The organism is Niallia sp. FSL R7-0648 (assembly GCF_038007005.1).
Classification (GTDB): Bacteria; Bacillota; Bacilli; order Bacillales; family Cytobacillaceae; genus Niallia; species Niallia circulans.
Window position 1 is genome coordinate 3,091,639 of the sequence record NZ_JBBOWE010000001.1, and the last position, 18,785, is coordinate 3,110,423.

The following is an 18,785-nucleotide window of genomic DNA, read 5'->3' on the forward strand; positions in this document are numbered from 1 at the left end:
TATGCATTTTTAGTATAGCATTTAGTAATTATAAATTTAAAATATATTTATTGACAAACTATTAGCTGGTTTTGTTTAAGTACATTGTTTCACATAATTCACAAAGAAAGCCGGTTTTCTTATCGAAAAACAGCTTTTTATTATCTATTTATTTTTTCAATTGTTATATTCAAGATAACTGCTGAGATAACATAAATTTGATTCATAAAATCCAATCCAGTTACAAAAATGGATATAGATATAATTCTTTAAGTTGTTTTCAGATAACCTTCATTTTGAATGTCTATTTTAACATTAATATTAATCTTCATGTTTTTAAAGTAATCTGACCTCCAGTTTTTTAATTCATCACGAGGGATTTGATTTCTAAAAAACTGACCCATTCCGAATACATCAGCCTCATTCTCTTGAAGTTTTGTAAATAATTTATTATACCTCTCAGAGATTAGAGTATTAATTTCCTCTTTAATTAAATTCAAACTGGGTTCTCCTTTTGTTTCCAATATCACAACTCTCATTTTTATTAGACTTTCCATATGTGCATCATTATTCACTAGTCTTCCTATATTGTCAGTTTTAGAACCCAGTAGCATGACTGTAGCATGTTCCATTACTTCCATTTTTCCATTACCACTCTCCCCTTTAAAAACATTGTACAGCAGGGTTTCGTTTGAACTGATTTGCTCGACCATTTTTCCTCTTTTTAATATGGCAGAACCGATTTGATCCATAGTCGTATCTTTTCCCGAACGAATCAAAGGTATAGCCACATCATGTGTATAAGAATGTATGCCTCGGAAGACCTCCCAAACTCTTGTAAGGGCAATGTCAGGATTCCAGCCTGCATTTTTTTCGAAATAGTTATAAGTGCTGAGCCCTTTTTTTTCGGCATTAATTTTAATGTTATTGAAAAATTCTTGAAGATCCTCATCACATATTGCAACTAAAGCTTTTGGGGAAACGTCTCTTGAACGCATAAATCCTGCAATTATATCGTTTATTCCATCCTCAGCAGTTTCTTTCTCAATAAAGATTAGCTTTACATGCAATAAATACACATCGCTCTCCATATTTCTACTAATTGTATCCACTGCTTTTGAGACCGTTTCAGCTTTAGCAGATACAATTTTCGTTTCCATACTACCATCTATAGGCTCTGGTATATTCAGGATCACCAAATATTGGTCGTCAACTTTCTTAACACCTATCGACACTGGTAGTAGACGATGATTTATATCCTTAATATCCCAACAACCGCTCAATATCAAAACCATAGTTAAACTACAAATTAAATAAATGACTTTTTTATTAGATAGTTTCATTTGTATCCTTCCTCTTTAATCTTCTTCCAATATAGTAAATAGAAAGAGGTACAACAATTATAACGTATGACCTTAAAAAAGAATTCATAAAAAGGATATTTTCAACATCCTTCCAGTCTGGAATCCAAAAGCAAACGAAAAAGATTGCTACAGACAAACCGAACAATAGGTAGCTAGGTCTACTTTTAGGAATGTAATAGTTGATTATTCGAATTGCTTTCCACATTAAGAGAGAGAGATACAAAATAATAAAAGCAATAAGGCTTAAAAGAAAAAACATTGTAACTCGATCAAACATTAACCAATCAATATTTATAGAATCCACAATAAGTACAAAAGGAAGAAATGCTTTTGATGCAGTCGCTTGTCCCAAAGTAAGAATTGGAATGTATACTGAAAAGAGAAAGAAAGGAATAAGAAATATCGCAGACAAAATAACATATTTTCTTTCATAAGAGAAAAATGGTTGTACAAATCCAAGAAAGAGAAACCCACCGGCGAATGCAAAATAACTCTCGAAGTAAGCAGGCTTACTAATGAATCCTAAGTCTGTGTCAAAAGGTATGGCATATCTCCAATCAACATTCTGAAATGACATGATTAAGACAAACAATAATATTGGAAAAACTAATATAAATAATAAAAATGCAGTTCGTAAAATGGCTTCGATACCTTTAGATGAAATGTATGCAGAAACAGACAACAATAATAGTATAATTGTCCATAATGGGGTATGGGATAAAAATACCAAGGTTACGATTTCTGCGTATGCTCTGACCGTTATAATAATGGCCATGATTAGATAAAGTAAAACGGGAGCAAAAAATAAAAAAGTTACCCTTTTTTTGCTTTTCGAAAATATACTTAAAATATCCTTTTTTGGAAAAAAGCTGAGACCTTTCATATAAGTCAACAAACATACAAAATGTACAATAATCCCTATTAGAATTGGGAACCAATGGCCTTGTTCTGTACTAGCAATAATATCAGCTGGAAACATAAAAAAAATTAGTCCCAGATGACAAAGCACATACATTATCATAACATGTAGACTTCTTACCACTATTGTTCCTTCCTTCCTATATTTAAATAGAGATAGGACTTGCCAAAGGTAGTTAAACTTGCCAAATAAGAACTAATAAAAACTAGACCTACTACTAATCCTAAAACTCCAAATAGTGAAGAAAGAATTACATTAATATATTTAAATGATCTGATTGAAAGCGAGCTTTGAGCCCCCACAAGGGTTGAGTTAGCAATTGTTGTTGCTGCAAGAATGATGATTAAGAGATTGCTGACTAATTTAGCTTCTACAACTGCTTGTCCTAATATAATTCCTCCAACCATTGTAATTGTGGGACCTACTGATTTTGGAAGCCTTATGCTTGCTTCTAATATCAGTTCTAGAACAACCAACATGATTATAACTTCAACAAGTGCTGGATAAGGAACCCCTTCTCGACTTTGAGCTACAGAAAGTGCAAGCTCTATCTGTAACGCTTCCGGATTTACAGCAACAAGAGCAACATACATTCCTGGACTTATTAGAGCAATTAATGCACCAATTACTCGGAGGCAACGGATAGTTATCATAATGGGAAATGGAAAATTACGATCACTTTCAACAATAAACATATCCCATAGGAGATTAGGCAGGATTAAAGCAAATGGTAATTGATCAACTAATATAACAACTCTTCCCGTTTTAAGAAATTGTGATGCATGAAAAGGAAGCTCTGTCGTATTAAATTTTGAAATTGTATCCCAAGATGAAAACCCCAGCATTTTTGACAAGCTTTGTAAGTTACTGATATCCATACTCTTATTCTTTTCAATAAGACTATTTATATTTTCAACAAGTTCTTTATCCACTACGCCATTAATAAATAGTAAAGAAATTTTTGTCTTCTGATTTTTCCCTGTTGTGAAGGAATGAACAAGAAGTTTATTTGAAGTAAGTTGTTTACGAAGGAGTCCAATATTTGTATCAATATCTTCTGTAAAGGAGTTTGAAGGTCCTTGAATTACACTTTCATTTGATGGAACTTCAATTGAACGATTTAACCCCTTAGGAACAGGTTCGTAAATAATAAACTTTTTTGTATTTTCTATATATATAATGAGTTTACCTTCAAGAATTGATGTAATAGCCTTTTTTGTATCGTCTTCAAAAAGTTCACCCATTAAAATAAATATAGTTTCTGATGTTTTCCCTTGAGAAATTAAACCCTCTGACTGTTTTTGAAAAATTGTTTTTGTTTTTGTTATATCTATTAGTGTATTTAGTCCTAGTAACAAAACTTCATTTTCTAAAAGGTAATCACGTTTTATAAAAAAGTCATCATTACCCCCTAACGCTTTTTTAATATCTAAAACCATTTGTTCCATAACATTTTTCCTTTCATTTCCTATATGTTTAATATGCACTTAATTTTATATAATTATTCAGGGGGAAAATTGATACTGGAACAATTTATATAACTTCTAAATGTTTAAGAAAATAAAAGGAAGTGAATGAACGCAAATTGGGAATACGAACTATTGTCCTTAGAAGAAAAAATTAAGATACAGAAATCTGGAAAAGTTGAAGTGTAGAAGTTTAGGATGAAGAGGAATACAATATTATTGTTTATAAACAGTTTGAAATAATTTTTATAATAAAAGTACATACCAGCTAAGTTACGGAATTTTTGAATAGCCACACAAATATCCCCATTTCAGGTGGGAACGAGGAATTTGTGTGAACAATCTTGATGATTGGGATTTGTTTTTATTAATAGCGCTATTCAACTAAACTCCCTCTATAAAAGAAGGGAAAACGCCGGATTACTCTTGTTTTCTTAGATTTTCATAGTTATTTACCTGTCGGTAAATGTCCTTATAGCTGGAGGATTCTCACTTGAAAGGATATATTTGGACTCTGAGAGAAAAAAGAGCTATAACCCATCAACCACCTTCTTACAACCATTGGTGGATGAGTAAAAATATGATTGCACTGGTGGATCTCCACATTTCTCATGGAGGTCAACCCTCCCATATCTCACAGAGTCTTCGCTCCAAAATTCCTTCGTCCAACCTTTCCATGAGGTGGATGTCAGTCATGCTGCCCGACAGGGTCCTTGCCCGTATTTTAGTTGTTTTACTGACTAATCCGTGCTTCAAATGTTTAAAACAATTAACCTACTAAATAATTTCAATCAAGAAAAGAAATTAAGCTGCTACCTGTAATACGTCCATATGAGGAATGTCCGATAACATGCGTTCTTCACTAAATTCGCACTGCTTTTTACCGATGGTAAATAAAATACGTATGAGCTTATTACATATTGCAATTCAATTAGAGATTGCATCTTCTTCAAAGGATTATTTGGACGCTTTGTAAAATACTCATGTAATGCTTTAAAAGCGGTATTTTTAGCGACCAAAGGCATTGCAACTCGAAAGAGGAGAGCTCTTAATGTCTTCCTACCTCTCTTGGTAATTTAGGTTTGTCCTTTATGCTTACCAGATGTATTTTCCTTAAGACTAAGCCCAGCTAGTTTGATAATCTGCCTTGGGTGGGAATAGTAACTTAGGTCTCCTACCTCTGAAAAAAAGCCTGCAACCGTGTCTTTCCCTATTCCCTTAATAGCCAACATTTGTTCAACACCTGGAATTTGTTCAAGAAGTTTATCTATGTTAGATTCCAGTTCTTCGAACTTTTCTTTTATTAGTTCATATTTGTCTATTAACGTGCGAAGCTCTAACTTAGCCATATCAGAACCTTCCCTAATACCAATTGAAGCAACTGCAATCTTCTTTAGTTCTTTTATTTTACTGAGTCCCACTGCACGTTTAACAGCTTTTCGAAGATGTACTAGTATCTCCTGTTCGGAGAGAGCTACTAACTCATGTGGCAATAAATTTAGTTTTAATAATTGTATAGCAGATTTACCTTCCCAATCCTTAAAAGACGGTAAGAAACTCTGGAAAATAGCGGTCTATCCAATTATGGACTTGCCCTTGAACTGCTTGAAGATCAACAGATAGAAGATCACGTATTTTTCTAGCCACACGAAGTTCTGCATATCTCCCGTCTTTGACCAACTGTGCGATAACTCTTGCATCCTTTACATCATTTTTAGTTGGAGAATTATCATCTAACTCTTTACTTTTCTTTACATGCAAAGGATTTACAACTACAAACTTGATATTTTTCGCCTTAAGGAAGTGAGCTAAATTCAGCCAATAGTGACCTGTCGGCTCCATTCCTACGATCACTTTTTCCATATTGTTTTGATTCATTAACTTTTTTATCCACTCTAAGAAACAGTTAAAACTAGAATCTGTATTTTCAAAGTATAAAGGTGCTGAAAATTCTAAACCTCTAAAGTCTTGGGCTCTTGCCACATGCTTGTATTTAGCAATATCAACACCTATAATTAATGTTTGAGAAGTAATTTGAGCAATCTTTTCATTTTGGTTATAATTCATTTGAATAGCCTCCTGGTATATGTGTTTGTTGTCCTTTTTGCCGCCAAGCTTTGGACATTCATATCATACCAAGGGGCTTTTTTATGTTCAAACCTCATATTTCTTCATTACAGGAATGCTGCCCGTTAGTGTAAGTACACCTTTTCACAATCTCCTATATCCATTTCCTCTATATAAAAAAATACCAAAAACGACCGTTTTTGGTTGTAGAAAAGAGATTATCTAAAAATATTCAAAAACTACTTAAAACACATAACCAAAAATATAACCAAAATCAAATTACTAATATATCTATTTAAATACCCTTTATGGTATAGTAAATGTATTAAGTAAGGGGGGATTTGTGTTGAAATTTGGATATGCACGGGTAAGTACGCAAGATCAGTCATTGTCATTACAACTGGATGCTTTGAACCATTATGAAGTGGAACAGATTTTTGAAGAAAAAGAATCAGGTAAGAGGAAAAACCGGCCTCAATTGGACGAGCTACTTAAAGTTCTGCGTAAGGGCGACACAGTAGTTGTCTACAAATTAGATCGTATCAGTCGAAGTACCAAACATTTAATTGAACTCATGGAGCAGTTTGAAGCTAAGGGAATTCATTTCGTGTCTATTCAAGATAAAATTGACACAACAACAGCTATGGGGCGATTCTTTTTCAGAATGTTAGCCAGCATAGCCGAATTAGAACGGGACATCATTAGTGAACGAACTAAAGATGGACTGGTAGCTGCTAGAGCTAGGGGAAGAAATGGAGGTAGACCGAAGGTTGAACCTAAAAAAATCATGCTTGCCATGAAGATGTATGAAAGTAAAGACTACTCCTTATCTCAAATTAAAGAAGCCACAGGAATAGGAGCAACAACGTTATATCGTTACTTAGGAACAAAAGAAAAATCTGGCAAGGAGGTATAACATGAGAGGGAAAGAGCTGTTAACCTCCGATCAGCGAAATATGTTTGTGTCTATTCCTGATGATATGAATGAGCATGACATAGAAATGCACTATACTTTTACCTCAGAAGATCTTGGATTTATTAATAAGCACCGAAGAGACCATAATCGCTTAGGGGTTGCTTTACAGCTCGCTGTCCTTCGGTATCCAGGTTGGACTTTATTTCAGATTAAAGACATTCCCAGCCCAATACTCGATTATATTGCAAAACAAATTGATGTCTCCCCTCAAGAATATACCCAGTATGCAAAACGGGTAGCAACTCGAAATGAACATCTAGAGGAACTTCGGCAACATTATGGCTACCAAAACTTATCCTTTGGGGCATATCGAATAATTGCACAATTTACTCTTAAACTTGCTCTTGAGAACGGAAATACAGACTACTTGATTCGCTCAACAATTGAAGAATTGCGAAGACAAAAAGTAATTTTGCCAGCACTGACAACAATAGAAAGGATTGTATGGGAAGCTCGTCAACGGGCAGAAGAACGAATTTTTAAATCTATCATCTCTACATTAAGTGAATCTCAAAAACAAAAGTTAGATCACTTACTTGATGCAAGTTCCACCAATTCAAAGACACCCCTTGCTTGGTTGCGAGAAGTTCCCGGTCAATCTTCTCCAGATGCCTTCTTAAAGGTTATAAAACGTCTTCAAGTCATACGAACTTTGCAACTTAATGTGGATATTAAAGAAATTCATCCAAATAGGGTCTTACAGCTAGCACGATTGGGTTCCAAATATGAACCCCGTTCATTCCGTAGATTTAAAGAGAATAAGAAATTTGCGCTTTTAGTTTTACACCTCCTACAACTTAGCCAAAACCTTACTGATCATGCCTTTGAGATACATGATCGGCAAATTAGCCTATTGTTATCAAAAGGACGTAAAGCTCAAGAAGAGATTCAGAGGTTAAATGGTAAATCAGTTAATGAAAAGGTTATTCACTTTGCAGATTTGGGAACAGCATTGATTCAAGCAAAAGAACAAGGGAAGGACCCATTTGAAGCCTTAGAAGCTATTATGCCTTGGGAGGACTTCGTAAACTCAATAGAAGAGGCGAAGCAATTATCACGCCCTATGGATTACGATTACTTAGACTTACTAAAATTTCGCTTTAACTACTTACGTAAATATACTCCAACATTGTTAGAAGCCCTAGAATTCACTTCTACAAAATCAGGAGAGCCATTGCTTCAAGCTATTGAGACCATTAAAGAGATGAACAAAAATAATAAACGAAAAATTCCAGAAGGAGCTCCTTTGGACTTTATCTCGAATCGCTGGCAAAAGCACGTTTATGATGATGATGGTAATATAAATCGCCAATATTATGAGATGTCTGTTCTTACCGAGTTAAGAAATCTTGTACGCTCAGGTAACGTTTCTATTAAAGGAAGTCGTCAGCATCAAGATTTTGATAATTATTTAGTGACAAAAGAAGCATGGGAGCAAAACAAGCACCTTAATGGACTTACCGCACCACCTTCTGTTGATGAATACTTAAAATTGAAAATAGATGCATTACATGATCGGCTTGAATGGATTAAAGCGAATATCACAGAATTAGATGGGGTTAATTTTGAAGACGGACGGCTGCATCTCCATCGTTTGGAGAAAAACGTTCCAGAAACAGCACGAGAATATAGTTTATCTCTATATCAACTGATACCTCGTGTGAAGTTGACAGATTTGCTTATGGAAGTAGCAAGTTGGACGGGATTCGAAAAGCAGTTCCTCCATGCTTCTACGCTGAATCCACCGAAAGAAGAAGAAAAGCCTGCGATCATGGCAGCGATTATGGCTATGGGAACAAACATCGGTCTTACTAAGATGGCAGAAGCGACACAAGGGGTTTCTTACCGGCAAATGTCCACAGCCTCACAGTGGCGTTTATATGAAGATGCTATAAATAAAGCACAAGCCGTTATGGTGAATTTTCAACACCAGTTAAACTTGTCGTCGTACTGGGGCGATGGTACAACTTCTTCTTCAGATGGAATGCGTGTTCAAGTAGGAGTTTCATCCTTACACGCTGATGCAAATCCACATTACGGCACAGGGAAAGGAACAACCATTTATCGGTTTGTTAGTGACCAATTTTCTAGCTTCTATACGAAAGTGATTAATACAAACGCAAGAGACGCTGTTCATGTTATAGATGGTTTATTGCATCATGAAACCGACTTGCATATTGAAGAACATTATACAGATACGGCTGGTTATACGGATCAAGTATTCGGATTAACTAATTTGTTAGGATTTCGATTTGCCCCAAGACTACGAGACCTTGCAGATTCAAAACTTTATTCATTTGAAAAGCCAGACCAATATCCAGAAATGGAGAAGTTGCTTCGTGGAAGAATTAACACCAAGATCATTCAGGAAAATTATGATGATGTATTAAGGTTGGCACATTCCATTCGTAAAGGAACGGTCTCTGCTTCTCTCATTATGGGGAAATTAGGTTCTTATTCTCGTCAAAATAGCCTTGCGACAACTTTAAGAGAGATGGGTCGCATAGATAAAACCTTGTTTATATTAGATTATATTTCTAGCGAAACATTGCGTCGGCGAATTCAACGTGGATTAAATAAAGGAGAAGCTATGAATGCATTGGCACGAGCTATTTTCTTTGGGAAACATGGGGAACTTAGAGAAAGAGCAATACAAGATCAATTACAGCGTGCCAGCGCCTTAAACTTAATTATTAATGCTATTAGTATTTGGAATACCGTGTATCTATCACAAGCAATTGAACATTTTAAAAATACAGGAAAGTATCAAGAGGAATTGCTCCCGCACATATCACCATTAGGATGGGAACATATAAACTTTCTAGGAGAATATTCATTTATACCTGAGATTTTGAACTCAATACATTCCCTAAGTCCACTTAGGATATAAAAAAACCCTAATTTTTCTGCTTAGCGTAGAAAAATTAGGGTTTTCATATCCAAAAAATGTCTTAGCGTATAATATCCGCGTTTTGTCGGCAGTACCCCTTAAAGATATAAGGGATGGCAGTATTGAATAATTCATGCTGCCATCTATATTTTTTGATGATAGGAAGAGGCTTAAGTTCATATAAATGAGATTTTCAAGCATTCATCTTCAAATTTTTTGTAAAAACAGGCTAATTGTTCTTTGTTTAACGCATTATCTTTATTATCTTCTATAAAGTTAGCTGCATTAGGATTGGGAATAACTCTTATTAGAGTAATCCCTTCTTCTATTGCGTATTTTACAAGTTCTTTCATATAGTAAGTAGCAATCCCACTCTTACGATAACTTTCTTTAACCCACAATAGTTCTAACTTTATACTTGGTTCTTCTTTTCGTATTTCTTGCATTATTTTACTATTTTTGAAAAAATCCATAATAAAGATAGGCTCAATTATTCCTTCCTTTTCTTTTACTAAACAAAATTTATAGCTACCATTTTTACAAAAAAAGTTTCTTTCGTTAGTTCCTGGAATCTCTGCATCATTTGTTTTTAATGTTAAATTTTCCGGCTTAATACCCTCAATCTTCGGTATATTAAATTTATCTACTATTATTATTTCTTCTGAATACATATTAACCTGCCTTCTACACTTCCATATGGTGTTCGGAGTAAAAGGGGAACCTTTAACCTAGCCCATTCTCTTATAATAATTTCTGCAAAAAGGAGCTATACTTCTAGGATTTACTGCCCCTCATTAATTCAACAATGTCTTTCGTTACTAAATTCACATAAAAAACCGTTCTACCTCTGTGAATATTTCCCCTACCTAAATTAGTTATCTAAAATCTATATATTCGATAAAGTTCACTGCATCCTTTTGTGTTTTAGCAGAAATGAAATGGCTTTGTTTATTAAAAGATATTTTATTTCTGCTACCGATATCATTGTCTGAATTACTTTTTCCAATAAAACGAGTTTATTCAGATAAAAAGTTTAGTGTTTTTCGTTAACATACTCTAATAGAATTTCAGAAACCAACTCTTCTAAAGTAAAATTCCCCTCAGAAGCAATCTGTTTCAAAGAATCCTTAACCTGGGTAGGTATTTCTATAGATAGCAACTCATATTCAGAATCTATATAAATTCCTTTAACCGTTGAGATTATAGAACCTTCCACCATATACTTCTTAATAGTTTTAATCGTTTCTTCATCTAAAGTTTCGTACGGGAAACAATATGGTTTAATTTCTAACTCGATTGTTTGTTTATTTATGTTCATTTTCATATTTGTTGGGGTGATATATTCATAACATTTATCTAAGAAAGAGTATATATTAGATTCAACATTATATTCATAAGGGAACTCAAATTTAGCAAATTTCCTTTTGGAAATTATCGAACCTCTTTCAATTAAATAAACCGGTTTAAAACCATATTGCTCAATTTTCGTATATGGAATCTTATTTCCACTAGCAGTTAATAAAAAGTAATCTTCATCTTTCCCAACCATCAATCTTCCATGTTCATCACTTCTTTCATGAATAAACAATTGAAACCAACCATGTTTATTTGGTTTGGAATAAAACTCTTTATTATTTCTACTTCTCATATTTTTATAATTTTTTTGAAAACGTTCAAGCTCCGTTTGTTTAATAAAATATAATTCCCTACCTCTATAAACTTCTTTCTCTGCAGTAAGTTTACCATCCTTTATATAGTTAAATACCGTTACAGTAGATACACCTAATTGTGTAGCAACTTCACCAGTGCTAAGTCCTGGCTTTTTTAATTTGTCTTTTACCTCTTCTACTTCATCTATATAAAAGTACTTCGTATTGTCAATTTGCCAACTTTTTTCATTCACTGCTGTTAATATGCCTTGTCTGGAATATGATAAAACTGTGTTCTCAGCAACACCTAATAATTCCGCAGCCTGTTTTGTAGTAATTTGCTTTTTCTTATCTTCTTGGCCCATTTTATTCTCCCCAACTAATCATTATTAAAATAGTGTATACATATCATTTAATATTAACTCAATATTATAATCTATTTATATGTTACCATTTACTATAGTCAATATTCAATTGGGGAATAATTCTAATTTATGTATTAATTCTTGCTTTGTTTACAATACTCACTAGCATTCTCTAAAAAATCTGTAATACATTCTTCTACCTTTTTTCTTGTTGGTTTTTCTAATGTAATACTTTTAAAAGTTTTATCAATAACTCCCCCTCCTCCCCCTATCAATAATTTAATCTCCACTGTATCTTTTTCTCGACTCAAACTTCCTCTTTTATCTACAAATCTACTAACTTGCACTCTAAGACCATATTTGGATTTTTGTAAGAAATAAGTTTTCACTTGCACTTCATATTTACTTACAAAAAAAGTACTTTCATCTAATGCTCGGTATAAACTTTCGCTAATCAAAAAATCCACCTCTTCCTTTTATCATTAATCAGATTATAATATATATATCTTAATATTAAACAAAGGTTTAATGTCTATTTTATATAAAAAAAATATAATACCTACTATTTTATATTAAAATGTATTTTAAATATTAATTTTATTTATATGTATATATAGTTGACAAATAAAGTATTTTTCTACTATATTAGAGGTATACATTAAATAAAATAAAATCTATATAATTACAAGTTATCCAAACCCATATATTTCCTTTTATAAGCAAACAAATTAAAAGAAGGGATAAAAATGATTTATATATATTACTACATCCAAAAAAGGATATGGATAAACGGAAAAATAGAATGGAAAATACGATTGAGGAATATAGCAGAGATTTATTAATCATGTACAAACAATTATTAGAAAATGTATCCAGTTTGGGTTGGACATATCTTCACTGCAAAAACTATTTCAATTATTTAAAGTACTTCATCAAATACATATCCGAAAATTTCAAGAGTGGCTATCGATAATGCCGTTAGGAGAGGGGCATAACGTTAAATCGGAAAATGACCGTTCTTAAAGGATTATTTTCGTTTTTATATAAAATGAAATATATAGAGATTCCGTTACATAGCCCATGTACCGAAACTTACTTCACTGATTACTAGACCTGTATCCCCTAAATTTCTATAATTCATTTCCATTAGCACCTCCACCAGCTATGATATTTTTGATTTTTCTTGAATGGCCACTATAAAAAAGAAGCTAGAATTTTCTCAAGTAAAATACCCTATTTTTCCTCTAAATAGATAACCACTTCTATAGAAATTATATCAATTGCATATAAGTTTGTATATTAAATAAACAAACTAACTTTATCAATCCCTCTGTTTGGTTAATAGATAAACTGTAGTATAATTAATCAATTAGTAGAGGACGACCTTTCGGAAAGAAATGATATTCCTATGAAGTTCAGAAATAGAATAAGAGGGGATTGCGAACAGGATGCATATTACTTGGAATCAGCAGTTAGTAAAAAAAGAAAATAAGTCACTTTGTTTAAATTTAATCAAGAACACTGCTCCTATTTCTCGAGCAGATATTGCCCAGCAAACAGGATTAACAAAAGGGACTGTTTCCTCCTTAGTATCAGAGCTTATTAACGAACAATTGATCTATGAATCAGGACATGGTGAATCTAATGGCGGAAGACGACCTGTTATGCTGCTATTTAATGAGATGGCCGGTTATTCCATTGGTATTGACTTAGGTGTTAACTACATTTTAGGAATTTTAACTGATTTGCAAGGAAATATCATATACCGTATAAATGAAAAATATGAAAATTTATCTTATGAAGATACACTCCGAACAATAAAAAAGATTATTACTACTTTGATAAACGCTGCTCCTAAATCTGTTTATGGAGTAATTGGCATAGGGATTGGGGTACCAGGGATTACAAATATGGACGGTGACATTCTCCTCGCTCCAAACTTAGGTTGGAATAATGTTTCACTAAAGAGCCAGCTGGAAGAAGAATTCCATCTTCCTGTGTTAGTTGAAAATGAAGCAAACACTGGGGCCTATGGAGAAAAGAAATTCGGAGTAGGTCAGCCTTATCAAAATTTAATCTATGTAAGTGCAGCCATTGGAATTGGCGCTGGAATTATCATTAATGGAGAATTGTATAAAGGAGCACTCGGATATTCTGGAGAAATCGGCCATATGACCATTCAAAAGGATGGATTAGAATGCCGCTGCGGCAATAAAGGTTGCTGGGAACTTTATGCTTCCGAACAATATCTACTTAACAAAGCTGTCGAATTAAAGTTAAGCATAAATGGTCAGGTTTATTTGAATGATTTGATTGAGCTTGCCGACCAAGGAAATACCCAAGCTATCCATTTATTTAATGAAGTTGGCTATCATCTAGGTGCTGGAATTATTAATATTATTCATATCTTCAATCCAGAGCAAATCATTATTGGCAATCGACTTACCCTAGCTAAAAAATGGATAGAGCCACAAGTGAAAAAAATAATTAACAATTATACTCTACCCTTTCACCATTCCCAGCTTGCTATCCAATTCTCTGATATCAATTTTGCTTCCTCTGCATTAGGTGCTGCAGCCTTCTCAACTGAGAATTTTTTAAAATTTATGCTTCATCCAGAATAATAATATCTCTTTAAATTTAGATGAAGCATATATATATTAAGTTATTTTGGCTTTATTATTCGATATTTACTACTTAAAAGCAAGTAAACTAGAAAAGGATAAACAATTATCACCTTAGATACTTTCGCCTTTTTTAATCGATGTATTCCAAAAATTCAGCCATTTTTAGGGTGAAAAAGTCCATCTGCCACTAAGGAAGCCGTTGCATTTGTAGCAATTAATCCATTTGGATGAAGGGATTTCTCTACAAATGCCGCTTCATCTATTTTATATCTTATCTGAAAAAAAGCGCTGTATTTTATTAACATCTTCTCTTTCCCGCTCATTTCTTCCACTCAAGTCCAATTTATGCGGCAACTCGATAGGAATCCCTATAAAAATGCCATAATCCTTTCTAATAATACATTTCCATTTTATACGATTTTCTTATCTCTCCTCTTCTCTACTTTTATAAAATATTTTAGACATTATTCTTCAGCTTAACAAAATTTCGAATACTGCCCATTAGAATAGACCGCTATCGTTTATAAATAATCACGGTTAGATCCCAACATTACTTCCTGACTCAAGGTTGAATAAGTATTTAGCCTCTTTCTAAAAGCTTAGAGATACTTGGATAAAGAAATTCTCCAAATAGAATACAAAAATCCCAACTGGTTGAGCATAATGAAATTTTCCGGGAAATATTATTTTGATAACATGTTCCATCTTTTTTCCTATGTTTAACCTCGGCTTCTGGCCATTCTAGAAAATGATGGGTTTACCAAAGTGAATATTTAACTATTTATATTTATAGGATAATAGTGAGGATTTACCTCAACCTACTACTAAGGGGACTAAATAAAACTATAAATCTACAATTTCTTTAAGGATTAGTGGAAGATCTTTTAAAATTTAATCTGTTATTATTAGAGAGTATGTTTAAACACCTGAGTATGCCATAAATCCTCCATCAACTGGCACACTAATCCCCGTAACAAATCCACTTGTTTCTTCATTCACTAGCCATAGTAATGTTCCCAATAAGTCCTCTGGTTTTCCTAATCTTTTTACTGGTGTATGAGCTAATATTTTCTTCGTCCGCTCTGTATAAGACCCGTCTGGATTTTTAAGCAGTGCTTCATTTTGCTTTGTTAAGAAAAAACCTGGAGCAATTGCATTGACCCTAATTCCTGTTTCAGCCATATGAACAGCTAACCATTTTGTAAAATTCTCTATCCCAGCTTTAGCTGCACTGTAAGCAGGTACTTTCGTCATTGGACTTGGAGCGCTCATAGAGGATATATTTATAACTGTTCCACTTTTTCCAACCATTTGTTTCGAAAATATTTGGGTAGGAATTAATGTACCGATTATATTTAAATTAAATACAAAGGAGAATCCCTCCATTGTTAAATCAAAAAAACTAGTAATTCCTTCTTTATCAAGATCTTCTAATCGCAGAATTTCTTCTGAAGTAATTCCCTTTGGATGATTTCCTCCAGCCCCATTAATAAGAATGTCGCAGTTTCCAAAAGTATCAAAGACTATTTTTTCCGCTTCCTTCACACTATTTACATCTACAACATCACATGCTATAGCAATCGCCATACCACCTTCGTTATTAATTTCCTCCGCTACCTTTTGTGCTTTTTCATATGTACGATTCAAAATGGCTACCTTTACTCCTTGTCTGCCTAACTCTTTCGCCATACAGCCACAAAGTACGCCCCCACCTCCAGTAATAACTGCTACTTTTCCGGATAAATTCTTCATTAATGGTAACATTTTATCTTCCTCCTAACTTTTTTCTCATAATCTCTAAACTACTTCTCTTTCCATCTATATGTATCCTTCTAAATCAAAATTTCTTTTGAATGAAATGAAGAGTTTTTAAACTATTTTTTATATAGAGTCATTTCTTAGTACTTCTCCTTTTAAAACACTTTTAAAATCGATCTCGATTCTTTCATTTATGAACCTCGAATAGGTGGTGCATCATATTTTTTACTTATATTGTTAGAAGGAGATCTTTTCAAAAAATTACGATCTATATGTTTAAGCAGCTCTCTAGAATTAAACGTCATTATCCATGCAAGCAAACTAGCAATGAAAACAATTAAAAAATCAGTAGTGATTACTGTTGCAACAGCAGTTAAAAAGAGAATCAATATATTACCTATTGTTTCTTTCCATTTTATGAATAGATAATACGCAGACAACTTTATTAAATCCCTTATTCGAAAAGTATATTTCGCATTAATTATTAACATATTTATACTAAGCATTGTCCAGATAAGCGTAAGTGCAAGCACAACAATAAAAATGATTTGATTAACTGGTGTTATGGTTATTTGAAGGTATTGTAAGTCGATGAATAAGACAAAGAATACAGCTAAGATTATTATCCACAGAAAAAATGTGCCTTTTAAATTCGATCGATATCCATAGAAAAAGTCAGTTGTCGGTGATAGCTCTTTCGTTCTTACTAATTTCTCCATCGAATAAAGCAGTCCAGATATAGCAGGTCCAGACGGTATTAAGGCAAGAGCATAGATGAGTATATTTGAAAACGATGGAGTTAATGTCATGAAGAAAAAAATAAAGATGAGATTTGTTACGACAAAATAGATATTCGTTAGTAAAATCCAGTACACATAATTACAAAATGTATATAAAATTCCTTGCCCAAACTCTCTTTGCTGCTTCATCCCTGTCACCTTCTTTCAGAATATAATAATATTACCAGCAGTGTGTGTTTCTTTATTCCCCACTGCTGGTTAGCCTCACATAACAGAACTCTTAGGAGTAGTTTTAAGTTAGTTCTTCTTGCCCTTCATTAGGATGGCTAGGAATTAACTTATCCATTTTATTTGTTATTTTTCTTGTATTCTTGATATGTCTTATTTGCGGTATCCACATATTGCTTTAATCCTTGACTTTGTAATTCTTTTACAAAAGCATCAAACTCACTTAAATCACGTGTTCCCAAAATAAACTTTAATGTATTTTGATTCGTATAGTCTTTTAAAGGTGTACTTTGTAATGTTGCTTTTTCTCTGTCTTCAATTGAATATGGAATTAACGGATCAGTTGGAATTGGTGTTTTTACTGCTTTCATATCATTTTGGAACTTAATCTCTTCTTCACTCATCATCGAATGAAGTAAATCGGTTGTTCCTCCATAGGAAAAAACTCCACCAGAGAATCCATAGTCAACCCGTAAATCCTTTGTTCCCTTTGGATTTAATCCATTGTAATTAATATCATCCATTAATTTTCTTACTCCATCTTCCTTTGTGAATGTTGTTCCTTCTACTCCCCATTTAGTGAATTCCTGCCCTTCATCACTGTAATATAGCCAGTCAATAAACTGAAGAATTGCTTCAAAGTTTTCACTTTCTTTAATTTTGGAGGTAATCATTACACCATTTTCTAATCTAGAGCCTGACATTAATTGACCAGCAGGACCGCCGGGAACAGTAATTTTGGAGATAGAATATTTCCCTTTACCTAACGTTTTATCCATATCAACTCGATGGAGGTTGATTGTTTGAGAATTTCCATTTATAATGAATGATTTTCCTGTTACAAATTTCTGTACCGCTTGATCATCGCTTTGTGTAAAGCTCTCTTCATCTAACAATCCTTCTTCTACTAATTTGTGAAAGTATGTGAGCATTTCTTTATAGTTATTTGTTGTTGCTGCATACACAAATTTATCAGCATCTTGATCATACGATAATCCATTTCCAAATCCCCAACCAGCTTTCGTTCCGAAACTTGTTGCAGCAATATTTAGTGTACTGTTAAATGTAAAACGATCAGAGAATGGAATAGAATCTGGATAGATTTCTTTTAATTTCTTCATTGCTGTATATAATTCATCCCAAGTTGTTGGAATAGCAATATTATTTTCTTCAAAGATATCGGTTCTTACAATTAACGTATAATCTGGCCAAACCTCTTCATGTAAACCTGGCAAGACATAGAACTTCCCATCATTTTGTCGTAATGTATCTAATTCTGGACCCATATCCCATTTTTCAATTTTTTCTTTGAAGTGAGGCATTTTATCAATGTAATCGCTTACCGGAAGTGCCGCCCCCGATGCCACGAAGGCAGCTTCTTCTCCTGGATAGGTTTTTGGAATAACGATTGGGGCTTCTCCTGAACTAATTAACAAACTTCTCTTTTGCGTATAATCACTTAATGGAACAATTGTCGGCTTCAAGGTAACATTCGTAATTTCTTTTATCTTATCCCATAATAGCCAGTCTTTTTTATACGGATATGTCGGCTGATCCATAAATAAAATAGATAAATCAAATGGCTCTGTTGCTTTAAATGTGTCACCTGCGGTATATGATTCCATTGCACCTTTTGTTGCTACTTCCACTTCCTTACTTGCTGAATCATCCTTTGAACAAGCAGCAGCAATTATTACGAACACTATTAGACCTAGAAATAACCCAACCTTTTTCCAACTTTCTTTCATGGCATTTCC

At 33.4% G+C, this 18,785-nt stretch carries 13 protein-coding genes and 1 pseudogene; 3 read left to right on the top strand and 11 right to left on the bottom strand.

Translation table 11 applies throughout. The features are described from left to right. Positions 1–248 precede the first annotated feature (248 nt). From NSQ89_RS15265 to NSQ89_RS15280, 4 genes and pseudogenes are all read right to left on the bottom strand, one after another. Positions 249–1,322, bottom strand: a complete 1,074-nt coding sequence (locus NSQ89_RS15265) for a Ger(x)C family spore germination protein (RefSeq protein WP_336045549.1) — start codon at positions 1,320–1,322, stop codon at positions 249–251. Then, complete coding sequence (locus NSQ89_RS15270) at positions 1,309–2,385, bottom strand: GerAB/ArcD/ProY family transporter (RefSeq protein WP_341132882.1); 1,077 nt, start codon at positions 2,383–2,385, stop codon at positions 1,309–1,311. The genes NSQ89_RS15265 and NSQ89_RS15270 overlap by 14 nt, the downstream gene beginning before the upstream one ends. After that, a complete protein-coding gene (locus NSQ89_RS15275; protein ID WP_209391752.1) occupies positions 2,385–3,710 on the bottom strand; it encodes a spore germination protein in 1,326 nt (441 codons plus the stop codon). The genes NSQ89_RS15270 and NSQ89_RS15275 overlap by 1 nt, the downstream gene beginning before the upstream one ends. Before the next feature lie 822 nt (positions 3,711–4,532). Further along, positions 4,533–5,795: pseudogene (locus tag NSQ89_RS15280) on the bottom strand (IS110 family transposase). A 346-nt stretch (positions 5,796–6,141) separates the two neighbouring features. Between NSQ89_RS15280 and NSQ89_RS15285 the strand changes: the two are divergent. Beyond that, positions 6,142–6,711, top strand: coding sequence for a recombinase family protein (locus NSQ89_RS15285; protein WP_000668444.1), 570 nt, complete (start codon positions 6,142–6,144; stop codon positions 6,709–6,711). Between the two features lies 1 nt (position 6,712). Continuing rightward, the gene (locus tag NSQ89_RS15290) at positions 6,713–9,661 is read left to right on the top strand and encodes a Tn3 family transposase (RefSeq protein ID WP_336045212.1); all 2,949 of its coding nucleotides are present in this window, start codon (positions 6,713–6,715) and stop codon (positions 9,659–9,661) included. 176 nt (positions 9,662–9,837) lie between these two features. Here NSQ89_RS15290 and NSQ89_RS15295 read toward each other — a convergent pair whose 3' ends face one another. From NSQ89_RS15295 to NSQ89_RS15305, 3 genes are all read right to left on the bottom strand, one after another. Next, positions 9,838–10,332 (bottom strand): GNAT family N-acetyltransferase, encoded by a 495-nt coding sequence (locus tag NSQ89_RS15295; protein ID WP_286905150.1) that lies wholly within the window; start codon positions 10,330–10,332, stop codon positions 9,838–9,840. Positions 10,333–10,694: 362 nt separating this feature from the next. After that, on the bottom strand, positions 10,695–11,675 hold the full coding sequence (locus tag NSQ89_RS15300) for a helix-turn-helix domain-containing protein (RefSeq protein WP_341132883.1): 981 nt from the start codon (positions 11,673–11,675) through the stop codon (positions 10,695–10,697). A gap of 134 nt (positions 11,676–11,809) precedes the next feature. Next, positions 11,810–12,133, bottom strand: a complete 324-nt coding sequence (locus tag NSQ89_RS15305) for a hypothetical protein (RefSeq protein ID WP_341132884.1) — start codon at positions 12,131–12,133, stop codon at positions 11,810–11,812. A gap of 990 nt (positions 12,134–13,123) precedes the next feature. Here NSQ89_RS15305 and NSQ89_RS15310 point away from each other — a divergent pair. Beyond that, positions 13,124–14,299: an ROK family transcriptional regulator gene (locus tag NSQ89_RS15310; protein ID WP_061798707.1), complete on the top strand. Its 1,176-nt coding sequence runs from the start codon at positions 13,124–13,126 to the stop codon at positions 14,297–14,299. Positions 14,300–14,454: 155 nt separating this feature from the next. On the opposite strand, the gene NSQ89_RS15315 is transcribed toward NSQ89_RS15310, so the two are convergent. The 4 genes from NSQ89_RS15315 to NSQ89_RS15330 form a co-directional block, all read right to left on the bottom strand. Beyond that, complete coding sequence (locus tag NSQ89_RS15315) at positions 14,455–14,625, bottom strand: hypothetical protein (RefSeq protein WP_186325646.1); 171 nt, start codon at positions 14,623–14,625, stop codon at positions 14,455–14,457. A gap of 595 nt (positions 14,626–15,220) precedes the next feature. After that, complete coding sequence (locus NSQ89_RS15320) at positions 15,221–16,066, bottom strand: SDR family oxidoreductase (RefSeq protein WP_047941876.1); 846 nt, start codon at positions 16,064–16,066, stop codon at positions 15,221–15,223. 185 nt (positions 16,067–16,251) lie between these two features. Continuing rightward, complete coding sequence (locus NSQ89_RS15325) at positions 16,252–16,989, bottom strand: YesL family protein (protein ID WP_047941875.1); 738 nt, start codon at positions 16,987–16,989, stop codon at positions 16,252–16,254. Positions 16,990–17,147: 158 nt separating this feature from the next. Beyond that, positions 17,148–18,776 carry an ABC transporter substrate-binding protein gene (locus tag NSQ89_RS15330; protein ID WP_047941873.1) on the bottom strand — a complete coding sequence of 543 codons (1,629 nt, stop codon included), beginning with the start codon at positions 18,774–18,776 and terminating at the stop codon, positions 17,148–17,150. Positions 18,777–18,785 lie beyond the last annotated feature (9 nt).